At 72.3% G+C, this 19,722-nt stretch carries 17 protein-coding genes; 4 read left to right on the forward strand and 13 right to left on the reverse strand.

Annotation, left to right across the window (positions count from 1 at the left end):
* Window positions 1-12: 12 nt before the first annotated feature.
* From HNR70_RS06650 to HNR70_RS06695, 10 genes are all read right to left on the reverse strand, one after another.
* Window positions 13-630 (reverse strand): hypothetical protein, encoded by a 618-nt coding sequence (locus HNR70_RS06650; protein ID WP_184324956.1) that lies wholly within the window; start codon window positions 628-630, stop codon window positions 13-15.
* Entirely contained in the window at window positions 627-1,103 is a 477-nt protein-coding gene (locus HNR70_RS06655; protein WP_184326583.1) for an NUDIX hydrolase, read from the reverse strand. The genes HNR70_RS06650 and HNR70_RS06655 overlap by 4 nt, the downstream gene beginning before the upstream one ends.
* 53 nt (window positions 1,104-1,156) lie before the next feature.
* Entirely contained in the window at window positions 1,157-1,432 is a 276-nt protein-coding gene (locus HNR70_RS06660; protein ID WP_184324957.1) for a hypothetical protein, read from the reverse strand.
* A 54-nt stretch (window positions 1,433-1,486) separates the two neighbouring features.
* On the reverse strand, window positions 1,487-2,194 hold the full coding sequence (locus tag HNR70_RS06665) for a TM2 domain-containing protein (RefSeq protein WP_184324958.1): 708 nt from the start codon (window positions 2,192-2,194) through the stop codon (window positions 1,487-1,489).
* A 97-nt stretch (window positions 2,195-2,291) separates the two neighbouring features.
* Window positions 2,292-4,565, reverse strand: coding sequence for a bifunctional cytidylate kinase/GTPase Der (gene der, locus HNR70_RS06670; RefSeq protein WP_184324959.1), 2,274 nt, complete (start codon window positions 4,563-4,565; stop codon window positions 2,292-2,294).
* A 20-nt stretch (window positions 4,566-4,585) separates the two neighbouring features.
* On the reverse strand, window positions 4,586-5,695 hold the full coding sequence (locus HNR70_RS06675; protein ID WP_184324960.1) for a prephenate dehydrogenase: 1,110 nt from the start codon (window positions 5,693-5,695) through the stop codon (window positions 4,586-4,588).
* A gap of 11 nt (window positions 5,696-5,706) precedes the next feature.
* Window positions 5,707-6,675 (reverse strand): pseudouridine synthase, encoded by a 969-nt coding sequence (locus HNR70_RS06680; protein WP_184324961.1) that lies wholly within the window; start codon window positions 6,673-6,675, stop codon window positions 5,707-5,709.
* Entirely contained in the window at window positions 6,675-7,547 is an 873-nt protein-coding gene (locus tag HNR70_RS06685) for a ParA family protein (protein ID WP_184324962.1), read from the reverse strand. Before HNR70_RS06685 ends, HNR70_RS06680 begins: the two co-directional genes overlap by 1 nt.
* Window positions 7,548-7,720: 173 nt before the next feature.
* Entirely contained in the window at window positions 7,721-8,719 is a 999-nt protein-coding gene (locus HNR70_RS06690) for a tyrosine recombinase (protein WP_312857593.1), read from the reverse strand.
* Between the two features lie 4 nt (window positions 8,720-8,723).
* On the reverse strand, window positions 8,724-9,674 hold the full coding sequence (locus tag HNR70_RS06695; protein ID WP_184324963.1) for a heme o synthase: 951 nt from the start codon (window positions 9,672-9,674) through the stop codon (window positions 8,724-8,726).
* A gap of 315 nt (window positions 9,675-9,989) precedes the next feature.
* On the opposite strand from HNR70_RS06695, the gene tkt reads away from it, so the two are divergent.
* The 4 genes from tkt (at window position 9,990) to pgl (ending at window position 16,734) form a co-directional block, all read left to right on the forward strand.
* The gene (gene tkt / locus HNR70_RS06700; RefSeq protein WP_184324964.1) at window positions 9,990-12,089 is read left to right on the forward strand and encodes a transketolase; all 2,100 of its coding nucleotides are present in this window, start codon (window positions 9,990-9,992) and stop codon (window positions 12,087-12,089) included.
* A gap of 195 nt (window positions 12,090-12,284) precedes the next feature.
* On the forward strand, window positions 12,285-13,397 hold the full coding sequence (tal, locus tag HNR70_RS06705) for a transaldolase (RefSeq protein ID WP_184324965.1): 1,113 nt from the start codon (window positions 12,285-12,287) through the stop codon (window positions 13,395-13,397).
* A gap of 74 nt (window positions 13,398-13,471) precedes the next feature.
* A complete protein-coding gene (zwf, locus tag HNR70_RS06710; protein ID WP_184324966.1) occupies window positions 13,472-15,022 on the forward strand; it encodes a glucose-6-phosphate dehydrogenase in 1,551 nt (516 codons plus the stop codon).
* Window positions 15,019-16,734, forward strand: a complete 1,716-nt coding sequence (gene pgl / locus HNR70_RS06715; protein ID WP_184324967.1) for a 6-phosphogluconolactonase — start codon at window positions 15,019-15,021, stop codon at window positions 16,732-16,734. Before zwf ends, pgl begins: the two co-directional genes overlap by 4 nt.
* Before the next feature lie 527 nt (window positions 16,735-17,261).
* Here the strand turns inward: pgl and secG are convergent.
* From secG to HNR70_RS06730, 3 genes are all read right to left on the reverse strand, one after another.
* On the reverse strand, window positions 17,262-17,510 hold the full coding sequence (gene secG, locus HNR70_RS15845; RefSeq protein WP_184324968.1) for a preprotein translocase subunit SecG: 249 nt from the start codon (window positions 17,508-17,510) through the stop codon (window positions 17,262-17,264).
* A gap of 182 nt (window positions 17,511-17,692) precedes the next feature.
* Window positions 17,693-18,466, reverse strand: a complete 774-nt coding sequence (gene tpiA / locus HNR70_RS06725; protein WP_184324969.1) for a triose-phosphate isomerase — start codon at window positions 18,464-18,466, stop codon at window positions 17,693-17,695.
* Complete coding sequence (locus HNR70_RS06730) at window positions 18,463-19,665, reverse strand: phosphoglycerate kinase (protein ID WP_312857594.1); 1,203 nt, start codon at window positions 19,663-19,665, stop codon at window positions 18,463-18,465. The genes tpiA and HNR70_RS06730 overlap by 4 nt, the downstream gene beginning before the upstream one ends.
* Between the last annotated feature and the right edge of the window lie 57 nt (window positions 19,666-19,722).

Below are 19,722 nucleotides of genomic sequence, written 5' to 3' on the forward strand. Positions count from 1 at the left end.
GCCGCGGCGCGCTCAGCGCCGCGCGGCCCGTCCCACGCCCTGGAGCTGCTCCGCGTCGGCGTAGCGCATTCCGGGCGGGACCTGGGCGAGCTCGAACCAGGAGGCGGCGCGCGGCAGCAGTCGCACGTCCTGCCAGGGGATCTCGAATTCGGCGGCCTGCCACATGGTCAGTGCGATCTCGTCGCGGCGTCCGGCGGCGACCAGGAGCAGGCGGCGCAGCCGCGAGAGGGCGTGCGGCTCGGCGCGGGCGGAGTCGGGGATCGCGACCGCTCCCCCGAGGTCCAGCGGCCACACCGTCTCCCCCCAGTGCAGCTCCGCGTGCTCGGGGGTGCCGGCGATGACGGCGGGCGGGCGCAGGTCCGCGGCGGCGACCGGGGTGGGGGCGATGGGGGTGCCGCGCCGCAGCACCTCGTGCTCGACCCAGGCACCAGGCAGCACGAGGCGACCTCCCACGTGGACGTCCACGAGCAGGGCATCGGAAAAGGGGCGCAGCGGCTCCGAGAGGATCCCGTCGCGGGCCATGTCGCGGCAGGGTGCGGCGATCACGCGCACCACGGCGTCGTCCCCGGTCGCGTCCGTCAGCGGGATCCGCACCCGGGTGCCAGGCAGCGGGTTCGACGCGGGGCTCATCGGCGGAACCGCGCCTCGGGGCGGTCCTCGAGCGCGAAGGCGAGGTTGTCCCGAAACCGGTCGTTCATCGGCGGCAGGGCGTCCAGGGGGAACCACTGCGCGGCGGTGTTCTCCCCGTCGGCCGGATGGGGCTCCTGGTCCGCGTCCGCCTCGCACAGGAAGCACAGGTCCAGGTACTGGGCGCGGTCGCCGTTGGGGTAGGAGATCTCGGGCAGGACGCGCACGTCGACGAGGCGCAGAGCGGTGGCGGCGATCCCCGACTCCTCGGCGACCTCGCGCACTGCGGCGCGGGCCGGCTCCTCGCCGGGGTCGACGATCCCGGTGACCGGGGTCCAGCGGCCGTCGTCCGCGCGGCGCACGGCGAGCATCCGGGTGCGGCTCGGGTCGAGCACCAGCGCGGTCACGCCGGTCATCCACAGCAGGTCGTTGCCGATGCGCTCGCGAAGGTCGAGCACGAAGTCGGGGGTGGGGATGGGTGCCTCCTGGGCGGAAGAAGTGCAGGTGGTCGCTGGGGGCGCGTCGGAGCTCAGCCGCCGGTGGTCGCCGCGACCCCGACCACGAAGATCATGATCACGACATACGCGATGACCGCGAGCACGCCGATCCCGATGATCACGGCGAGGATGATCCAGCCGATCTTGTTCATCTTCTTCGCGCTGACGGGGTCGCTGTCCATCTGGACCAGCGCGATGATCCCGAAGATCGAGGGGATCATCGACGCGCACAGGAATCCGACGATGATCAGGATGATCGCCTGGGTCTGGATCGAGCCGCGGTCGGGGGCCTGGGGCAGGTAGGTCATGGCGTGCCGTCCTTCGGGTGGGCGGGCGAGGAGGGGAAGGGGAGCGGGCGGGACTCAGAAGTCCTGCAGCGGGCGGCCATGGGCGTCCTTCTCGAAGGCGGGCGCCTTGGCGAGCACCATGATGCCCTCGATGAGGCCCCAAAGGGCGCCGGCTCCGCAGGTGATCAGGGTGACGACGATCTGGATGATGCCGATGGTGGTGTAGCCCAGCAGGAAGCGGTGCACGCCGAAGCCGCCGAGGAAGATGCCCAGCAGACCGACGAGCAGACGGTTCTGCCCCTCTCCCCCGGGCACCTGGCCCGGCTGCTGCGGGACCGGACCGCCGCCGCCGTACGGGGGCTGGCCGTTGTACGGAGGCTGACCGCCGACGGGCGGCTGCCCGCCGGCCGGGGGTTGGGTGCCGTACGGGTCGGCACCCGGCGCTCCGGCGCCCGGCACTGCCGACCAGCCGGCGCCCTCGGCGGCCGGGTCCGAGGCCGAGGCCTGACCGTAGGGCGAGGGCTGGCCGTACGGGGAGGCCTGGCCGTAGGGGGACGCCTGGTCGTAGGGCGAGGGCTGGCCGTACGGGGACGGCTGAGCGTAGGGCGACGCCTGCGCGGACGGGTCCTGCCCGTACGAGTTCTGCCCGTACGGATCCTGGGCCGGGGGCTGCTGCCCGTACGGGGACGCCTGCGAGGACGGGTCCTGCGCGGGCGGCTGGCCGTAGGGGTTCTGCTGCCCGTACTGCTCGGAGGGGGCGCCGTTCTCACCGGGGTTGCTCATGGCTCCACGATACGGGGCCGAGCGCACAGGCCGCACCCGACCTCCGTCTCCCGCGGCCCTCCTTCCGTCGGCCCCCGGGCAGGTTCCCGCGCGACGATCAGCGGCGGCGCTTCTCCCGGATCCGCACGCCGATCACGATCGGCGAGCCGGTGAACTCGAAGTCCTCGCGCAGCCGGCGCTCGATGAAGCGTCGGTAGCCGTGCTCGAGGAAGCCGGAGGCGAAGATGACGAACCGCGGCGGACGGGTGCGCGCCTGGGTCGCGAACAGGATCCGCGACTGCTTGCCGCCGCGCAGCGGGTGCGGGTGGGCGGCGACGAGCTGGCCGAGGAAGGCGTTCAGACGGCCGGTCGGGACGCGGCGGTCCCAGCTCTCCAGCGCCTTCTCGAGCGCGGGCACGAGCTTCTCGGCGTGACGCCCGGTGGCGGCGGAGATGTTCACGCGCGGCGCCCAGGCGACGTGCGCGAGGTCCCGCTCGATCTCCCGCTCGAGGGCCTTGTGGCGCTCCTCGTCCAGCAGGTCCCACTTGTTGAAGGCGAGCACGAGGGCGCGCCCGGACTCGAGCACCATGTCGATGATCTTGAGGTCCTGCGTGGAGATCGGCTCGGAGGCCTCCAGCAGCACGACCGCGACCTCGGCGCGCTCGAGCGCGGCATGGGTGCGCAGGGACGCGTAGTAGTCGGCGCCCTGGGACTGCAGCACGCGGCGGCGGATGCCGGCGGTGTCCACGAAGGTCCACTCCTTGCCGCCGAGGGTGATCTTCTCGTCGACCGGGTCGCGGGTGGTCCCGGCGACGTCGTCGACGACCACGCGCTGCTCGCGGGCGAGACGGTTCAGGAGGGAGGACTTGCCCACGTTCGGGCGTCCGACGAGCGCGACCCGGCGCGGCCCGTGATCGACCGGTGCGCCGCGGCCCTCCTCGGGCATCGCGGCGACCACGGCGTCCAGCAGGTCGCCGGAGCCGCGGCCGTGCAGGGCGGAGACCGGGTACGGCTCGCCGAGGCCGAGGTTCCACAGCGCCGCGGCCTCGAGCTCGCCGCGCTGGTCGTCGACCTTGTTGGCGACCAGCACGATCGGCACGTTCGCGCGGCGCAGGACCTTGAGCAGCTGCTCGTCGGTGGTGGTGATGCCGACGTTCGCGTCCACGATGAACATGACCACGTCCGCCAGGGACACGGCGACCTCGGCCTGCTCGGCGACGCGGTAGGCGATGCCCTGGACCTTGTCCTCCCAGCCGCCGGTGTCCACCAGCCAGAAGTCCTTGCCCGCCCACTCGGCCTCGTAGAAGACGCGGTCGCGGGTCACGCCCGGGCGGTCCTCGACGACGGCCTCGCGGCGGCCGAGGATGCGGTTGACCAGGGTGGACTTGCCGACGTTCGGGCGGCCGACCACGGCGACGACCGGCAGGTTGCGCTGCACGGAGGGCAGCAGCGGCTCGCCGTCCTCGCCGGTCAGCAGCGCGAGGTCCTCGTCGTCCAGCTCGTACTCGGACAGGCCTGCGCGCAGCGCGGCCTCGATCTCCTCGTCCGTCGGCCCCTCCCCCGGCGCCGAGCCCTCGGCGCCCGCGAGGCCGAGGGGCGCGCCGGCCCCGTCGGCCGACGGGGACGCGGCCGACGGGCCTGCGAGGGCCGGCTCGGCCGGGCCGAACTCGGCCTCCTCGTCCTCGGCCTCGGCGGCCGCGACGAGCATCAGGATCTTCTCGACGACGTCCTCGATCTCCAGGCCCGTCGTGTCGACCTCGTGCACGCCCTCGGCGGCGGTGAGGAACTCGGAGACGGCGGAGTCGTCGCGGTCGCGGCGCAGCACCTGGTCGGCCATGAGCTCGCGGTTCTCGGGGGTGTCCTCGAGGCCGAGCTCCGCGGCGCGACGGCGCATGCGCTCCTCGTCGGAGGCGGTCAGGAGCACGCGCACGCGGGCGTCGGGGGCGACGACGGTGGTGATGTCACGGCCCTCCGCGACGCAGAAGCCGCGCTCGGCGGCGGTGGCGAACAGGACCTCGCGCTGGCGGCGCTGCAGGATCGGGCGCACCAGGGTGTTGGTGGCGACGGCGGAGACCTGCTGGGAGATGCGCTGGGTGCGGATCTCAGAGGTGATGTCGGTGCCGGCGACGACGACGGTCGCCCCTGCAGGGTCGGTGCCGAGGTCGAGGTCGATCTCCTCGGCGACGCGGGCCACGGCCTCGCGGTCGGTGAGGTCCACGCCGTCCTCGAGGCAGGACCAGGCGACGGCGCGGTACATCGCGCCGGTGTCGAGGATGCCGCCATCCAGTGCCTCTGCGACGAGGCGGGAGACGGTCGACTTCCCGGACCCGGCCGGGCCGTCGATCGCGATCGTGATGCCCTCGGCGGGGGTCTGCGGCGCGCTGGTGTGCATCCCTGAAGGATACGGGGCGCTCACGCCTCGGCGACCCTCCAGCCGCGTGCCGTGAGCTCTCGCGTGAGCAGGTCCTCACGGGTGGCGTCGATGGCGACGTGCGCGAGGCCCACCTCACGGCCCAGCTCGTGCTCGAGGCGGAGGTCCTCGAGGTTCACGCCGATCTGCCCGATCTCGGTGAGGAGCCGGGCGAGCTCGCCGGGACGGTCCGGGACGAGCACGACGATCGTGGAGAACGCGTCGGTGCCGCCGCCGTGCTTGCCGGGGATGCGGCGCACGCCGCGGTTGCCCTCGGCGATGAGGTCGGCCAGCGCCCGGCGGGAGCCGGTGCCGGGGTCGGGATCGCCCTGCAGGGTGGTGAGCGCCTCGCGGACCTGCTCGAGGCGGGCAGCGACCGCGGTGAGCACCTCGCCGACGGCGGCGGCGTTGGCGCCGAGGATCTCGACCCACAGCCGCGGGTCCGAGTCGGCGATGCGCGTCGTGTCGCGCAGTCCCTGGCCGGCCAGGCCCAGCGCCTGCTCGGAGGGCTCGAGCAGGGTGGTCGCCAGCAGGCTCGAGAGCACCTGGGGGACGTGGGAGACGTGGGCGACGGCGGTGTCGTGCGCGCCGGCGTCCATGGTGATCGGAACGGAGCCGATCTCGGTCGCCAGTCCCTTCAGCACCGTCACGGCGTCCGGGAGGGTGCTCTCGTGGGGGACGACCACGAAGGGGCGGCCCTGGAAGAGGTCCGCGCGGGCGGCGATGACGCCGGAGACCTCACGGCCGGCCATGGGATGCCCGCCGATGTAGCGGGGCAGGTCCTCCTCGCGGGCGAGGAGGCGCAGGCCCTCGAGGACGGTGGTCTTCACGCTCGCCACGTCCGCGACCAGGGCGTCGGGCCAGCGGCGCAGGGCACGGTCCACGAGGGAGGCGGCGACGTCCGGGGGCGCGGCGACCAGGACCAGCTCCGGGGAGCGGGAGCCGGTGGTGGGCAGCTCCCCCACGCCGAGCTCGACGGCGAGGGCCGCGGTGCCCGGGGAGACGTCCTCGACCTGCACGTCCACGCCGGCGCGGCGCAGGGCCATGCCGAGGGAGCCGCCGATCAGGCCGGTGCCGATGATCCGCACCGGGGAGGGCACGAGGCTCCTCACAGTCCCACCCCTCACAGTCCCACCTCCGCCATCAGGGTGCCGAGCTCGCGATGGGTGAGCTCGCGGGTCGCGCCGGGGGCGAGGTCGCCGAGCAGCACCGGGCCGATGCGGGTGCGCACGAGCGCTGTCAGCTCGAAGCCCTGGGAGGCGAACATGCGGCGCACGATGCGGTTGCGGCCCTCGTGGAGGGTCACCTCGACCACGGCCTCGCGGCCATCCTGGGCGAGCACGCGGGCGCGGTCGGCGCGGGCCGGGCCGTCCTCGAGCTCCACGCCCTCGCGCAGGGTCTTCACCAGCCCGCGGGGCGGACCGCCGGGCGCGTCGAAACGGCACACGTAGGTCTTCTCCACCGCGAAGGAGGGGTGGGTGAGGCGGTGGGCGAGCTCGCCGTCGTTCGTCAGCAGCAGCAGGCCCTCGGTCTCGTAGTCGAGCCGGCCCACGTGGTAGAGCCGCTGGGGGAACTCGGCGGTGAACTCGGTGAGGTCGCGCCGCCCCTCGGGGTCGCTCATGGCGGAGACGACGTGGCGGGGCTTGTGCAGGGCGACGGTGAGCTTGGTGGTGTCCAGCTGCAGGCGTCGGCCGTCGACGTGGACCACCTGGGTGGACGGGTCGATGCGCACGCCCTGCTCGAGCACGACGGCGCCGTCGACCTTCACGCGGCCCGCGCCGATCAGCGCCTCGCAGGCGCGGCGGGAGCCGAACCCGGCCTGGGCGAGCACCTTCTGGAGCCGCTCGCCGCCCTCGCGGTGCAGGTCCGGCATCTCGCCGTCGGCGTCGGTCGGGACGGGGCGCACCGCGCCCTCGTCGTCGCGCAGGCGCGTGCTGCGCGGCGGGGTGAAGGCGCTGCGGCGGCGCTGCTTCCCGCCGCCGGAGCGGGAGCCGCCCGAGCGGGCGCCGCCGGAGCCGGCCTTGCCGCCGGAACTGCCCTTGCTGCCGGAGCCGCGCCTGCCCCCGGAGCCGCCCTGCCCGCCGGTCGCCATCAGGCGGCGCCGCCGCGGGAGATGAGCTCCCGGGCGAGCTGCCGGTAGGCCTCGGCGCCCTTGTTGGAGGAGGCGAAGGAGATGATCGGCTCCGCCGCGACGGACGCGTCGGGGAACTTCACCGTGCGGTTGATGGTGGTGTGGAAGACCTGGTCCGGGAACGCCTCGACCACGCGCTGGCACACCTCGCGGGCGTGCAGGGTGCGCGGATCGAACATGGTGATGAGGATGCCGTCGAGCTCCAGGCGCGGGTTGATGCGGTCCTGGACCTTCTCGATGGTCTCCACCAGCAGGGCCACACCGCGCAGCGCAAAGTACTCGGCTTCCAGCGGGATGATCACGCCGTGGCTGGCCGCGAGGGCATTGACGGTGAGCAGGCCGAGCGAGGGCTGGCAGTCGATGATGATGACGTCGTAGTCGTCGGCGACGGGGCGCAGCACGCGGGCGAGCGCCATCTCTCGGGCCACCTCGTTGACGAGGGTGACCTCCGCGGCGGAGAGGTCGATGTTCGCCGGGAGCACGTCGAGGTTCTCGGTGTCGGTCTCCTGGATCACCTCGCGCACGTCATGACCGCGCTCCATGAGCAGGTTGTAGACGGTGACGTCGAGGTCGTAGGGGTTCACGCCGGTGCCGGCGCTGAGGGCACCCTGGGGGTCGAGGTCCACCAGCAGCACCTTGCGGCCCAGCTCGGCGAGGGCCGCGCCGAGGTTGATGACGCTGGTGGTCTTCCCGACGCCGCCCTTCTGGTTGACCATCGAGATGATCCGCGCGGGGCCGTGGGAGTCGAGCGGGGCCGGCTCCGGGAGCTCCGGCATCGGTCGGCCGGTGGGGCCGAGGTCGATGTCCAGCTGCTGGGGGGAGGTCGGGCTCACGGAGTGTTCCTGTCGTCGGCGTCGTGGTCTGGTGCGGGTGCGCGGCTCAGCCTGCGGGGCGCGGAGATGCTCCGGTCCCAGTCCGGGCAGCGACGGCTGCGCCTGTGCGCTGCCATCGGCCGCGGGGCGCCCCCGTCGGGCGGGGCCGGGCGGGGGCTTCGTGCCGCCCAAGTCTAAGCCCCCTTCCGGGCGCGGGGGTGGGCCGCGGCATGGGTCTCGCGCAGGGAGTCGACCGTCACCTGCGTGTACAGCTGCGTGGTGGTGACCGAGGCGTGGCCGAGCAGCTCCTGGACGCTGCGCACGTCCGCACCGCCGTGCAGGAGGTGCGTGGCGTAGGAGTGGCGCAGGGTGTGGGGGCTGATGGGCTGCGGAAGGTCCTCGAGCCCCGCGTCGCGGGCGGCGCGCTGGACGATCTGCCAGGCCGCCTGGCGGGTGAGCCGGGTGCCGCGGGAGCCGAGGAAGATCGCCGGGGTCCCGGTGCCGTGGGCCGCGAGCGCCGGTCGGCCGCGGGTGAGGTAGGCGCCGAGCGCCTCGAGGGCATAGCGGCCGACGGGGACCACGCGGTGCTTGTCGCCCTTGCCGCGCAGCACGGCGGAGCGCTCCCGCGCATCCACGTCGTCGAGGTCCAGACCGGTCGCCTCGGAGATCCGGGCGCCGAGGCCGTACAGGATCTCCACGAGCGCCCGGTCGCGCAGGGACCGCTCGGTCGCCTCCCGGCCGGTGCCCGGCCGGCCCGCCGCCTCCAGCAGCGCCTCGACCTGGTCGAGGGAGAGCGGGTGCGGCAGCCGATGGGGCAGGGAGGGGCTCGGCACGAGACGGGAGGGGTCGCCGGTGGTGGAGGCGCGCTCGGCGTCGAGGAAGGAGTGCAGCCCCCGCACCGCGGCGAGGGAGCGGGCGGCGGAGGCGGCCGAGAGGGCGCTGCCCCCGTCGGCCCCGGTGCGCAGGGCCTGCAGCCACTCCCCCAGGTCGGAGGGGTCCACCGCGGTGGCCTCGAGGTCGCGCTGCGCGAGATCGCGCAGGTAGCGGCGCAGGTCGCGGGAGTAGGCGGCGAGGGTGTTGTCCGAGAGGCCCCGCTCCACGCGCAGGTGACCGAGGTACTGCTCGAGCAGGCGCCGGTCGCCGGGCCGCAGGCCGCCGTCGGCCGGTGCCCCCTCGTCGGCCGGGACCGTCACGAGGTCAGAGGGTGACGAAGGGGTCGATCGCGAGCGCGACGAACAGGACCGTCAGGTAGGTGATCGAGCCGTGGAAGACCGTCATCGGCGCGAGCGCCTTCCCGGTCAGGCCCTTGTGCACGCGCAGGGCGTAGCGGATCACCAGGTAGCCGAACCAGGCGCCGGCGCCCACGGCGGCGATCCCGTACACCCAGCCGGTCTCCCCGAGCGGGATGATCGCGAGGCTCGCAGCGATCATGAGCGCCGTGTGCATGATCATCTGGCCCGCCACGTTCGACCGCGAGGAGACCACCGGCAGCATCGGCACCCCGGCGGCGGCGTAGTCCTTGGAGAACTTCTCGGCGAGCGGCCAGTAGTGCGGCGGGGTCCAGAAGAAGATCACCAGGAACAGCAGCACGGCGGTCCAGGACACGGTGCCGGTCACCGAGGACCAGCCGATCAGCACGGGCATGCACCCGGCGACCCCGCCCCAGACGATGTTCTGGCTGGTGCGGCGCTTCAGGATCATCGTGTAGAAGACGACGTAGAGCAGGATCGCGCCGACCGCGAGGGCGGCGGACATCCAGTTCACCAGCAGACCCAGCCACAGCGCGGAGACGCTCGAGAGGGTGATGCCGAAGATCAGCGCGGCGCGCGGCGTGACCGCCCCGGTGACCAGGGGCCGGTTCTTCGTGCGCTTCATCTTCGCGTCGATGTCGCGCTCGAGGTACATGTTCAGCGTGTTCGCGCCGCCGGCGGCGAGGTAGCCGCCGATCATGGTGGCGAGGATCAGCCCGAGCGAGGGGAATCCCCCGGCGGCCAGAAACATCGTGGGGATGGTCGTGATGAGCAGCAGCTCGATGATGCGCGGCTTGGTCAGCGCGACGTACGCGCGCAGCGTAGAGCGCACGGACCGCGCGGGGCGGCCGCCGTCCTGGCCGGCGTCCCGGAGCGAGGCTCCCTGGGTGGCGGTCACCGCCCACCATCCTTCCTGAGGTCGCGGCACCGGGCCGCACGAACCGCCACAGTCTAGGCGAAGGTCCCGTTCGCGGGGAGCGGACAGGGGTGACGCACGGCACCGCCAGGCACGGCAACAGGGGGGTCGAAGGCCCCGGGGGTCCCCCAGCCGCACTAAGGTAGGGCCCGTCGCCCCGCATACGGGACCGTGCCCCACCGCGCGCCGCGACGGTCGCGGTGCGCGCTCGGCGCCGTCTCCCCCGGGAGGCGCGATGCGGGGCCTGTCTTTCCTGCGGCCGCAGAGGCCGCGAACCGGCGAAAGGATGTATTCGACATGACGGAGAACTTCAAGGCCCCCGAGGGCTGGACCGAGCTGGACAAGCGGGCGGTCGACACCGTCCGCGTCCTGGCCGCCGACGCCGTCGAGAAGGTCGGCAACGGCCACCCCGGCACCGCGGTGAGCCTCGCCCCGGCCGCGTACCTGCTCTACCAGGACGTGATGCGCCACGATCCCAAGGATCACCAGTGGCTGGGCCGCGACCGCTTCGTCCTCTCCGCGGGCCACTCGAGCCTGACCCAGTACATCCAGCTCTTCCTCGGCGGCTTCGGCCTCGAGAAGAAGGACATCGAGGAGCTGCGCACGTGGGGCTCGAAGACCCCGGGCCACCCCGAGAACTTCCACACCGAGGGCGTGGAGATCACCACCGGCCCCCTCGGCCAGGGCATCTCCTCCGCGGTCGGCTTCGCCATGGCGCAGCGCCGCGAGCGCGGCCTGCTCGATCCCGACGCGGCGCCCGGCGAGAGCCCCTTCGACCACTTCACCTACGTGATCGCCTCCGACGGCGACCTCGAGGAGGGCGTCTCCTCCGAGGCCAGCTCCCTCGCGGGCACTCAGCAGCTGGGCAGCCTCATCGTCATCTGGGACGACAACGAGATCTCCATCGAGGGCGGCACCTCCATCGCCTTCACCGAGGACACCGCCGCGCGCTACGAGGCCTACGGCTGGGACGTGCGCACCGTGGACTGGACCAACGGCGGCACCGAGTACGTCGAGGACGTCGCGGCGCTCAAGGACGCGATCCTCGAGGGCCAGAAGGTCACCGACAAGCCCACCTTCATCCGTCTGCGCACCGTGATCGGCTGGCCGATCCCCGAGCTCGCCGGCAAGCACTCCGTGCACGGCGCCAAGCTCGGCACCGAGGGCGTGGCCGGTCTGAAGAAGGCCGTCGGCTTCGACCCCGAGCAGACCTTCCAGGTCGACGAGGACGTGCTGGCCCACACCCGCGCCCTCGCGGACCGCGCCGTCGAGGCGAAGGCCGAGTGGGACAAGGGCTACGAGGCCTGGCGCTCCGCCAACCCCGAGCGCGCGCAGCTCCTGGACCGTCTGGTCGCCCGCGAGCTGCCCGAGGGCTTCGCCGAGGCGTTCCCGACCTTCGAGGCCGACGAGAAGGGCGTCGCCACCCGCGCCGCCTCCGGCAAGGTTCTCGGCGAGCTCGCCGCGGTCATGCCCGAGCTGTGGGGCGGCTCCGCCGACCTCGCCGGCTCCAACAACACCACCATGAAGGGCGAGCCGTCCTTCCTCCCCGCCGAGCTCTCCACCGAGGAGTTCGCCGGTGACGTGTACGGCCGCACCCTCCACTTCGGCATCCGCGAGCACGCCATGGGCTCGATCCTGTCGGGCATCTCCCTGCACGGGCTCACCCGCCCCTACGGCGGCACCTTCTTCCAGTTCGCGGACTACATGCGCGGCGCCGTGCGCCTCGCCTCGCTGATGAAGACCCCGGCCACCTACGTGTGGACCCACGACTCCATCGGCCTCGGCGAGGACGGCCCGACCCACCAGCCGGTCGAGCACCTGGCCGCCTACCGCGCGATCCCGAACCTGTCGATCGTGCGCCCGGCGGACGCCAACGAGACCTCCCAGGCGTGGAAGGCCCTGCTCGAGCGGGACAACGGCCCCGTCGGCCTGATCCTCTCCCGCCAGGCGCTGCCCACCTTCGACCGCACCGAGTACGCGGGTGCGGAGAACCTCGTCAAGGGCGGCTACGTCATGAAGGACGCCTCCGACGGCCAGCCGAAGGTCATCCTCATCGCCACCGGCTCCGAGGTGCAGTACGCCGCCGAAGCGCAGAAGCAGCTCGAGGCCGAGGGCACCCCGACCCGCCTGGTGTCCATGCCGTCGGTCGAGTGGTTCGACGAGCAGGACGACGAGTACAAGGAGTCGGTGCTCCCCTCGTCGGTCACCGCCCGCGTGACCGTCGAGGCCGGCATCGCCATGCCGTGGTACCGCTTCCTCGGCGCCCACGGCAAGGCTGTGTCGCTCGAGCACTACGGCGCCTCCGCCGATGCGAAGACGCTGTTCCGCGAGTACGGCTTCACCGCCGAGGCGGTCGTCGAGGCCGCCAAGGAGTCGCTGGCCTCCGCCGGCGCCTGATCACCTGCGGGGGCGGGGCCTCCTGGTCCTGCCCCCGCCGCTCTCCCCCTCCCCCGTCGGCCGACGATCCCCGCCGACCGGCCCTTCCGACCGCGGCGTTCCGTGCGCCACAGGTCGGAAACGGATCTCCCCCGCATCCGTTCGACTCCACGACAGCAATGCGACCCAGGGCGCGGTGCGCCCGGAAGGAACGTCATGACGCAGAACTCCTCCACCCAGGCCCTCTCCGACGCCGGCGTCTCGATCTGGCTCGATGACCTCTCCCGCAAGCGGCTGGAGACCGGCAACCTCGCCGAGCTGCTCGCCACCCGCAACATCGTGGGCGTGACCACGAACCCCTCCATCTTCCAGGCCGCGATCTCCGGCTCGGACGAGTACGACGCCGACATCGCCCGCCTCGCCGGCGAAGGCAAGGACGTCGACGCGGTCATCGAGGTGCTCACCACCGATGACGTGCGTAACGCCTCCGACCTGCTGAAGGACGTCTACTCCGCCACCGGCGGCTACGACGGCCGCGTCTCCATCGAGGTCGATCCGCGTCTGGCCCACGAGACCGAGAAGACCATCGAGCAGGCCAAGCACCTCCACGAGGTCGTCGGCCGCGAGAACGTCATGATCAAGATCCCCGCCACCGAGGAGGGGCTGCCGGCCATCACCGCGGTCATCGCCGAGGGCATCAGCGTCAACGTCACCCTGATCTTCTCCGTCGAGCGCTACCAGGCCGTCATCGACGCCTACCTCACCGGCCTCGAGCAGGCCGCCGAGGCCGGCAAGGACCTCTCCACCATCCACTCCGTCGCCTCGTTCTTCGTCTCCCGCGTGGACACCGAGATCGATGCGCGCCTGGACGCGATCGGTGGCGCCGCGGTCGACCTGAAGGGCAAGGCGGGCGTCGCCAACGCCCAGGCCGCCTTCGGCGAGTACCTCGAGGCCTTCGGCTCCGAGCGCTTCGAGGCCCTCAAGGCCAAGGGCGCCAACGTGCAGCGCGCGCTGTGGGCGTCCACCGGTGTGAAGAACCCCGACTACTCGGACACCCTGTACGTGGACAACCTCATCGCCGACCCGACCGTGAACACCATGCCCGAGAAGACCCTCGAGGCCGCCGCCGACCACTCCGCGCCCGCCGCGGCGCTGTCGGCCGAGTCCGCGAAGACCGGCGAGCAGGTCCTCGCCTCCGTCGCCGACGCCGGTGTGGACCTCGCCGACGTGTTCGCCGTCCTCGAGCGCGAGGGCGTCGAGAAGTTCGAGAAGGCCTGGAACGAGCTCATCGAGACCGTCTCCGCCTCCGTCGAGGCCGCCCGCGCCTGATCCCCCGGACGAGCACGGCCCAGCCCCTGTGAGGGGCCGTGCTCCGGCCGTCCCGTGTCCGAGAAAGGACGATCGTGACCGACTCCCCCACCCTCCTCGCGGCCGACGGAGCCAACCCGCTCCGCGACCCCCGCGACCGCCGGCTCCCGCTGATCGCCGGCCCCAGCTCCATGGTGATGTTCGGCGTCACCGGAGACCTCGCGCGCAAGAAGCTCCTGCCCGCGATCTACGACCTCACCCACCGCGGCCTGCTCCCGCCCAGCTTCGGCCTGGTCGGCTACGGCCGACGCGACTGGTCCGACGACGACTTCGCCGACTACGTCAAGAAGTCCGTCTCCGAGCACTCCCGCACCGGCTTCGACGAGAGCGTCTTCGAGCAGCTGCGCGGCGGCCTCCGCTTCGTCACCGGCACCTTCGACGACACCGCCGCCTTCGAGCGGCTCACCGAGGTCGTCGGCGAGCTGGACCGCACCCGCGGCACCGGCGGCAACCACGCCTTCTACCTCTCCATCCCGCCGGACGCCTTCCCGCAGGTCTGCGGACAGCTCGCGAACTCGGGCCTGAACACCCCGGCCGACGGCTCCTGGCGCCGCGTGGTCATCGAGAAGCCCTTCGGCCACGACCTCGCCTCCGCGCGCGAGCTCAACGACGTGGTCGAGAAGGCGTTCCGTCCCGAGGACGTCTTCCGCATCGACCACTACCTGGGCAAGGAGACCGTCCAGAACATCATGGCGCTGCGGTTCTCGAACCAGCTGTTCGAGCCGATCTGGAACGCCAGCTATGTCGACCACGTGCAGATCACGATGGCCGAGGACATCGGCATCGGCTCGCGTGCCGGCTACTACGACGGCATCGGCACCGCTCGCGACGTCATCCAGAACCACCTCCTGCAGCTGCTGGCCCTGACCGCGATGGAGGAGCCCGTCTCCTTCCGCGCCTCGGACCTTCGCGCCGAGAAGGAGAAGGTGCTCGCCGCCGTCGAGCTGCCCGAGGACCTCGCCGCGCACACCGCGCGCGGCCAGTACGTGGGCGGCTGGCAGGGTGGCCAGGAGGTGCGCCCGTACCTCGAGGAGGACGGCATCCCCGCCGACTCCACCACCGAGACCTTCGCGGCCATGCGCCTGGACATCGCCACCCGTCGCTGGGCGGGCGTGCCCTTCTACCTGCGCGCCGGCAAGCGCCTGGGACGCCGCGTCACCGAGATCGCGGTCGTGTTCAAGCGCGCCCCGTTCCTGCCCTTCCGCTCCACGGACACCGCGGACCTCGGCCAGAACGCCATCGTGATCCGCGTCCAGCCGGACGAGGGCGTCACCATGCGCTTCGGCTCCAAGGTCCCCGGCACCCAGATGGAGGTGCGCGACGTGACCATGGACTTCGCCTACGGCATGAACTTCACCGAGGAGTCCCCCGAGGCGTACGAGCGCCTCATCCTGGACATGCTGCTGGGCGACCCGCCGCTGTTCCCGCGCCAGAAGGAGGTCGAGCTCTCCTGGAAGATCCTCGACCCCATCACCGAGTTCTGGGCCGAGAACCTCGACCCCGCGCCGTACCGTCCGGGCACCTGGGGCCCGGACACCGCACACGAGATGCTCGCCCGTGACGGGCGTACCTGGAGGCGACCGTGATCACCACCCTCAACGACACCACCGCGTCGGCGGTCGACAAGACCATGACCGAGATGCGGGAGACCTTCGGCGAGAACACGATCGGTCGCGTGCTGACCCTGATCATCATCGCCACCGGGGACATCGAGGAGGTGCTCGACGCGGCCATCGCCGCCAGCCACGAGCACCCCGCCCGTGTGCTCGTGGTCGACACCGACCCGGAGGCCGAGACCTCGGGGCTCGACGCGGAGATCCGCGTCGGCCGCGACGCCGGCGCCGGCGAGATCGTCATCCTCAAGGCCCGCGGCAGCGTCACCTGGTCGCTGGACACCCTGGTGATGGCGCTGCTCCTGCCGGACGCGCCGATCGTCACCTGGTGGCCGGAGAACGCCCCGTCCTCCCCCGTTTACGACGTGCTCGGCTCCATGTCCCAGCGCCGCATCACCGACTCGGCCGCCTGCACGGATCCGCTCGGCACCCTGAAGCGCCTCCGCCGCGGCTACGCCTCCGGCGACTCCGACTTCGCGTGGGCGCGGCTGACCCGCTGGCGCGGTCTCGTCGCGAGCGCCTTCGAGGTGCCGCCGGTCTCGATCCCCACCAAGGTCGAGGTCTCGGGCACCGAGGGCAACCCCTCCGTGCTGCTCATGGCCACCTGGCTCGAGCACACCCTGGGCGTCGAGGCGGAGATCCTCCCGCCGCCCGAGGGCAACCCCGAGTTCGCGGGCGTGCACTCCGTGCGCCTGGTCCGCGAGGACGGCACCATCGAGCTGACCCGCATTAGCGACGACTCGATCATCATGAAGCTGCCCGGTGACGACTCCGGCCAGCACGTGACCATGCCGCGCCGCACCCTCGCCGAGCTGGTCACCGAGGAGCTGCGCCGCCTGGACCCCGATGAGGTCTACGGCGAGGTGCTCGGCGCCGCGTTCTCCTCCATCGGGGACACCGGCACCTTCGCCACCGGCAAGCCCGAGCCCGCCGACCTGGTGGTCGCCGACGCCGACGCGGTCGCCCAGGCCGCCGCCTCCGCGGCCGCGGAGCAGCTGGCCGACGCGATCGAGCAGCGCGACCACGCGCACCTCGTGCTCACCGGCGGCACCGTCGGCACCCTCACCGCCGCCGCGCTGCCCGCAGCGTTCGAGAAGGCCGGCGTGGACGTCACCCGACTGCACCTCTGGTGGGGCGACGAGCGCTTCGTCGAGCACGGCTCCGACGAGCGCAACGACGCGGGCGTGAGCGCCTCGTTCCTGGACGTGCTGCGCGAGAAGGGCCTGCCCGCTCGCAACGTGCACCACATGCCCTCCCCCTCGGACGGCATGTCGCTCGAGGACGCTGCCGCCTGGTACGGCCAGCAGCTCGACCAGATGGGCGGCGACGCCCCGTTCCACACCCGCGGTCAGGCGTTCTTCGACGTGCTGATGCTGGGCATGGGACCGGACGGCCACATCGCCTCGCTGTTCCCCGAGCACCCCGACCAGAACCAGGTCCGCGCCAGCGCCGTGGCGGTGACCAATTCGCCGAAGCCCCCGGCCGAGCGGATCTCGCTCACCTGGCCGGTGCTCAACTCGGCACGCCACGTGGCGCTGCTCGTCGCGGGCGCCGAGAAGGCCGACGCGGTGAAGCGGGCCCACGAGGGCATCGACCCGTGGGCGGTGCCCGCCTCGGCGGTGCGCGGCCTCGAGTCCACCACCTGGTTCCTCGACCAGGCCGCCGCGGGACGCACCGCGGAGTGACGTCTGGGTGAAGCTCGTGTGAGGTCATCTCGCTCGGGCTCGCACAGCAGCTGCACGGAGGGCCGGTCACCGCAAGGTGGCCGGCCCTCCGTACATGCGGTGGCGCGGTGGCCTCACGCGTCGCCATGGTGGGGGCACGGTGCTTGACGCGTCGCAACTGCGAGACCACGGTGCCTCACGCGTCGCTGTGCCGGGGGCACGGTGCCCGACGCGTCGCTGTGCCGGGGGCACGGTGCCTCACGCGTCGCTGTGCCGGGGCCACGGTGCCTGACGCGTCGCCACTGCGGGGGCACGGTGCCTGACGCGTCGCCACTGCGGGGGCACGGTGCCTGACGCGTCGCCACCGATGTGTCTTAGCGACGCCTGAAGCACCCTGCCCGGGAAGTGGCGACGACTCAGGCATCGTGGGGCATGCGAGGCCCGCTGGCGTGCGCGCGGCCGACGTGCACATGCGAAGCGGGCCGTCCCCGGAGGAACGGCCCGCTGCAGAAGTCTTCTCGGTCGGCGTCTGGAGCGCCGGCGAGGGATCAGAGGAAGCGCTCGATGATCCCCAGGCCCACGGCGGACGCGCCCCAGAGCACCGCCATGGTGACGGTGAGGCGGTTCAGGTTCCGCTCCGCCACGCCCGAAGCGCTCGCGGAGGAGGACACGCCGCCGCCGAACATGTCCGACAGGCCACCGCCGCGACCCTTGTGCAGGAGCACGAGCATGATCGTGATCAGGCCGAGCACGGCCAGCAGGATCTGAAGGATGAGCTTCAGAAGAGGGAGATCCACGTCAGGGGCAGCCTTCCACGGAGACGGTCGGACCGATCCAGCATACGGCACGGGCCGGACCCTGTCGGGGTCCGGCCCGTGTGGCGAGGCGCATGCCTCAGCAGAGGTCACGCGGAGCAGCTCAGACTCTGCCTTTCGGCTGAGCTCCTACCGCTCGTACCTCGCAGTACGTCGTACGTCGCTCAGCCCTGGAAACCCGCGATCTTGGCGAACTCCTCGGCCTTCAGCGAGGCGCCGCCCACGAGGGCGCCGTCCACGTCGGCGCGCTCCATGAGCTCGGCGACGTTGGAGGACTTCACGCTGCCGCCGTAGAGGACGCGCACCGCGTCGGCGACCTCGTCGCCGTGCAGGGCCCGCAGCGCGTCGCGGATCGCGGCGCACACCTCCTGGGCGTCGTCGGGCGTGGCGACCTCGCCGGTGCCGATGGCCCACACGGGCTCGTAGGCGATGACGATCGTCTTCGCCTGCTCGGCGGTGAGGCCCTCGATGCCGCCCTCGAGCTGGGCGAGGGTGTACTCGACGTGCTTGCCGGCCTGGCGCTCCTCGAGCGGCTCGCCGACGCAGAGGATCGGGACGAGACCGGAGGCGAAGGCGGCCTTCACCTTGGCGTTCGTGACCTTTTCGTCCTCGCCGTGGTACTGGCGGCGCTCGGAGTGGCCGACGGCGACGTAGGTCGCGCCGAGGGCCTTGAGCATCGCGCCGGAGACCTCGCCGGTGTAGGCACCTGACTCGTGCTCGGAGATGTCCTGGGCGCCGTAGGCGATGGGCAGCTTGCCCGCGTCGACAGCGACCTGGACGGTGCGCAGGTCCACGAAGGGCGGCAGCACGACGGTCTCGACCTTGGTGGTGTCGACCGACTTCAGCTGCTCGCCGAGCTCCTCGACGAGGGCGAGGGCCTGCTTCCAGTCGAGGTTCATCTTCCAGTTGCCCGCCATGAGCGGGGTGCGGGTGGTCACTTGGCGTCCTCCTCGAGGATCGAGATTCCGGGCAGCTCCTTGCCCTCGATGAGCTCGAGGGAAGCGCCGCCGCCGGTGGAGATGTGGTCGAACAGGCTCTCGTCGAAGCCCAGGTTGCGCACGGCCGCGGCGGAGTCGCCGCCGCCCACGACGGTGTAGCCCGGAGCCTTGGAGAGCACCTCGGCGACGGCGGTGGTGCCGGCGGCGAAGGTCGGGAACTCGAACACGCCCATGGGGCCGTTCCAGAACACGGTCGCGGCGTCGGAGATCTTCTCGCCGAAGAGCTTCGAGGTCTCCGGGCCTATGTCCATGCCCTCCTGGTCGGCGGGGATCTGATCCACCGCGACGGTGGTCGGGGCGGCGTCGGCCGAGAACTCGGGGGCCACGACGGTGTCGACGGGGAGCACGAGCTCCACGCCGTTGGCCTTCGCGCGCTCCATGTACTCGGTGACCACGTCGAGCTTGCTCTCGTCCAGCAGCGACTGGCCGACCTCGTGGCCGAGCGCCTTCTGGAAGGTGTAGGCCATGCCGCCACCGATGAGGATGCGGTCGGCCTTGCCGAGCAGCGAGTCGATGACGCCGAGCTTGTCGGCGACCTTCGCGCCGCCGAGGACCACCACGAAGGGGCGCTCGGGCTCGTCGGTCACCTTGCGCAGCGACTCGACCTCGCGCAGCACCAGCTCGCCGGCGGCCGCGGGCAGCAGCGTGGCGAGCTCGTAGACGGAGGCCTGCTTGCGGTGGACGACGCCGAAGCCGTCGGAGACGAAGGCGTCGCCGAGCGCGGCGAGCTCCTGCGCGAAGGCGAGGCGCTCCTCGTCGGTCTTCGCGGTCTCGCCCGGGTTGAAGCGCAGGTTCTCGAGCACGGCGACCTGGCCGTCGGCGAGTCCGGCGACGGTCTCCTGCGCGGAGGAGCCGACGGTGTCGGTCGCGAAGGCGACGTCCTGGCCCAGCAGCTCGCCGAGGCGGCCGACGACGGGGCGCAGGGAGTACTTCTCCTCCGGCGCGCCCTTGGGGCGGCCGAGGTGGGAGATCACCGCGACCCGGGCCCCGGCCTCGACGAGGCGGGTGAGGGTGGGCAGCGCGGCGCGGATGCGGCCGTCGTCGGTGATGGTGGTGCCGTCCAGCGGCACGTTGAGATCGGCACGGACCAGCACGCGCTTGCCGCGCAGCTCCCCGAGCGAGTCGATGGTCTTCAGCACAGTGGTGCTCCTTCAGGATGCGGCCGACGCCCGCTGGAGCGGCGCGTCGGGACGGGG

The organism is Brachybacterium aquaticum (assembly GCF_014204755.1).
In the GTDB taxonomy this organism is placed as follows: Bacteria; Actinomycetota; Actinomycetes; order Actinomycetales; family Dermabacteraceae; genus Brachybacterium; species Brachybacterium aquaticum.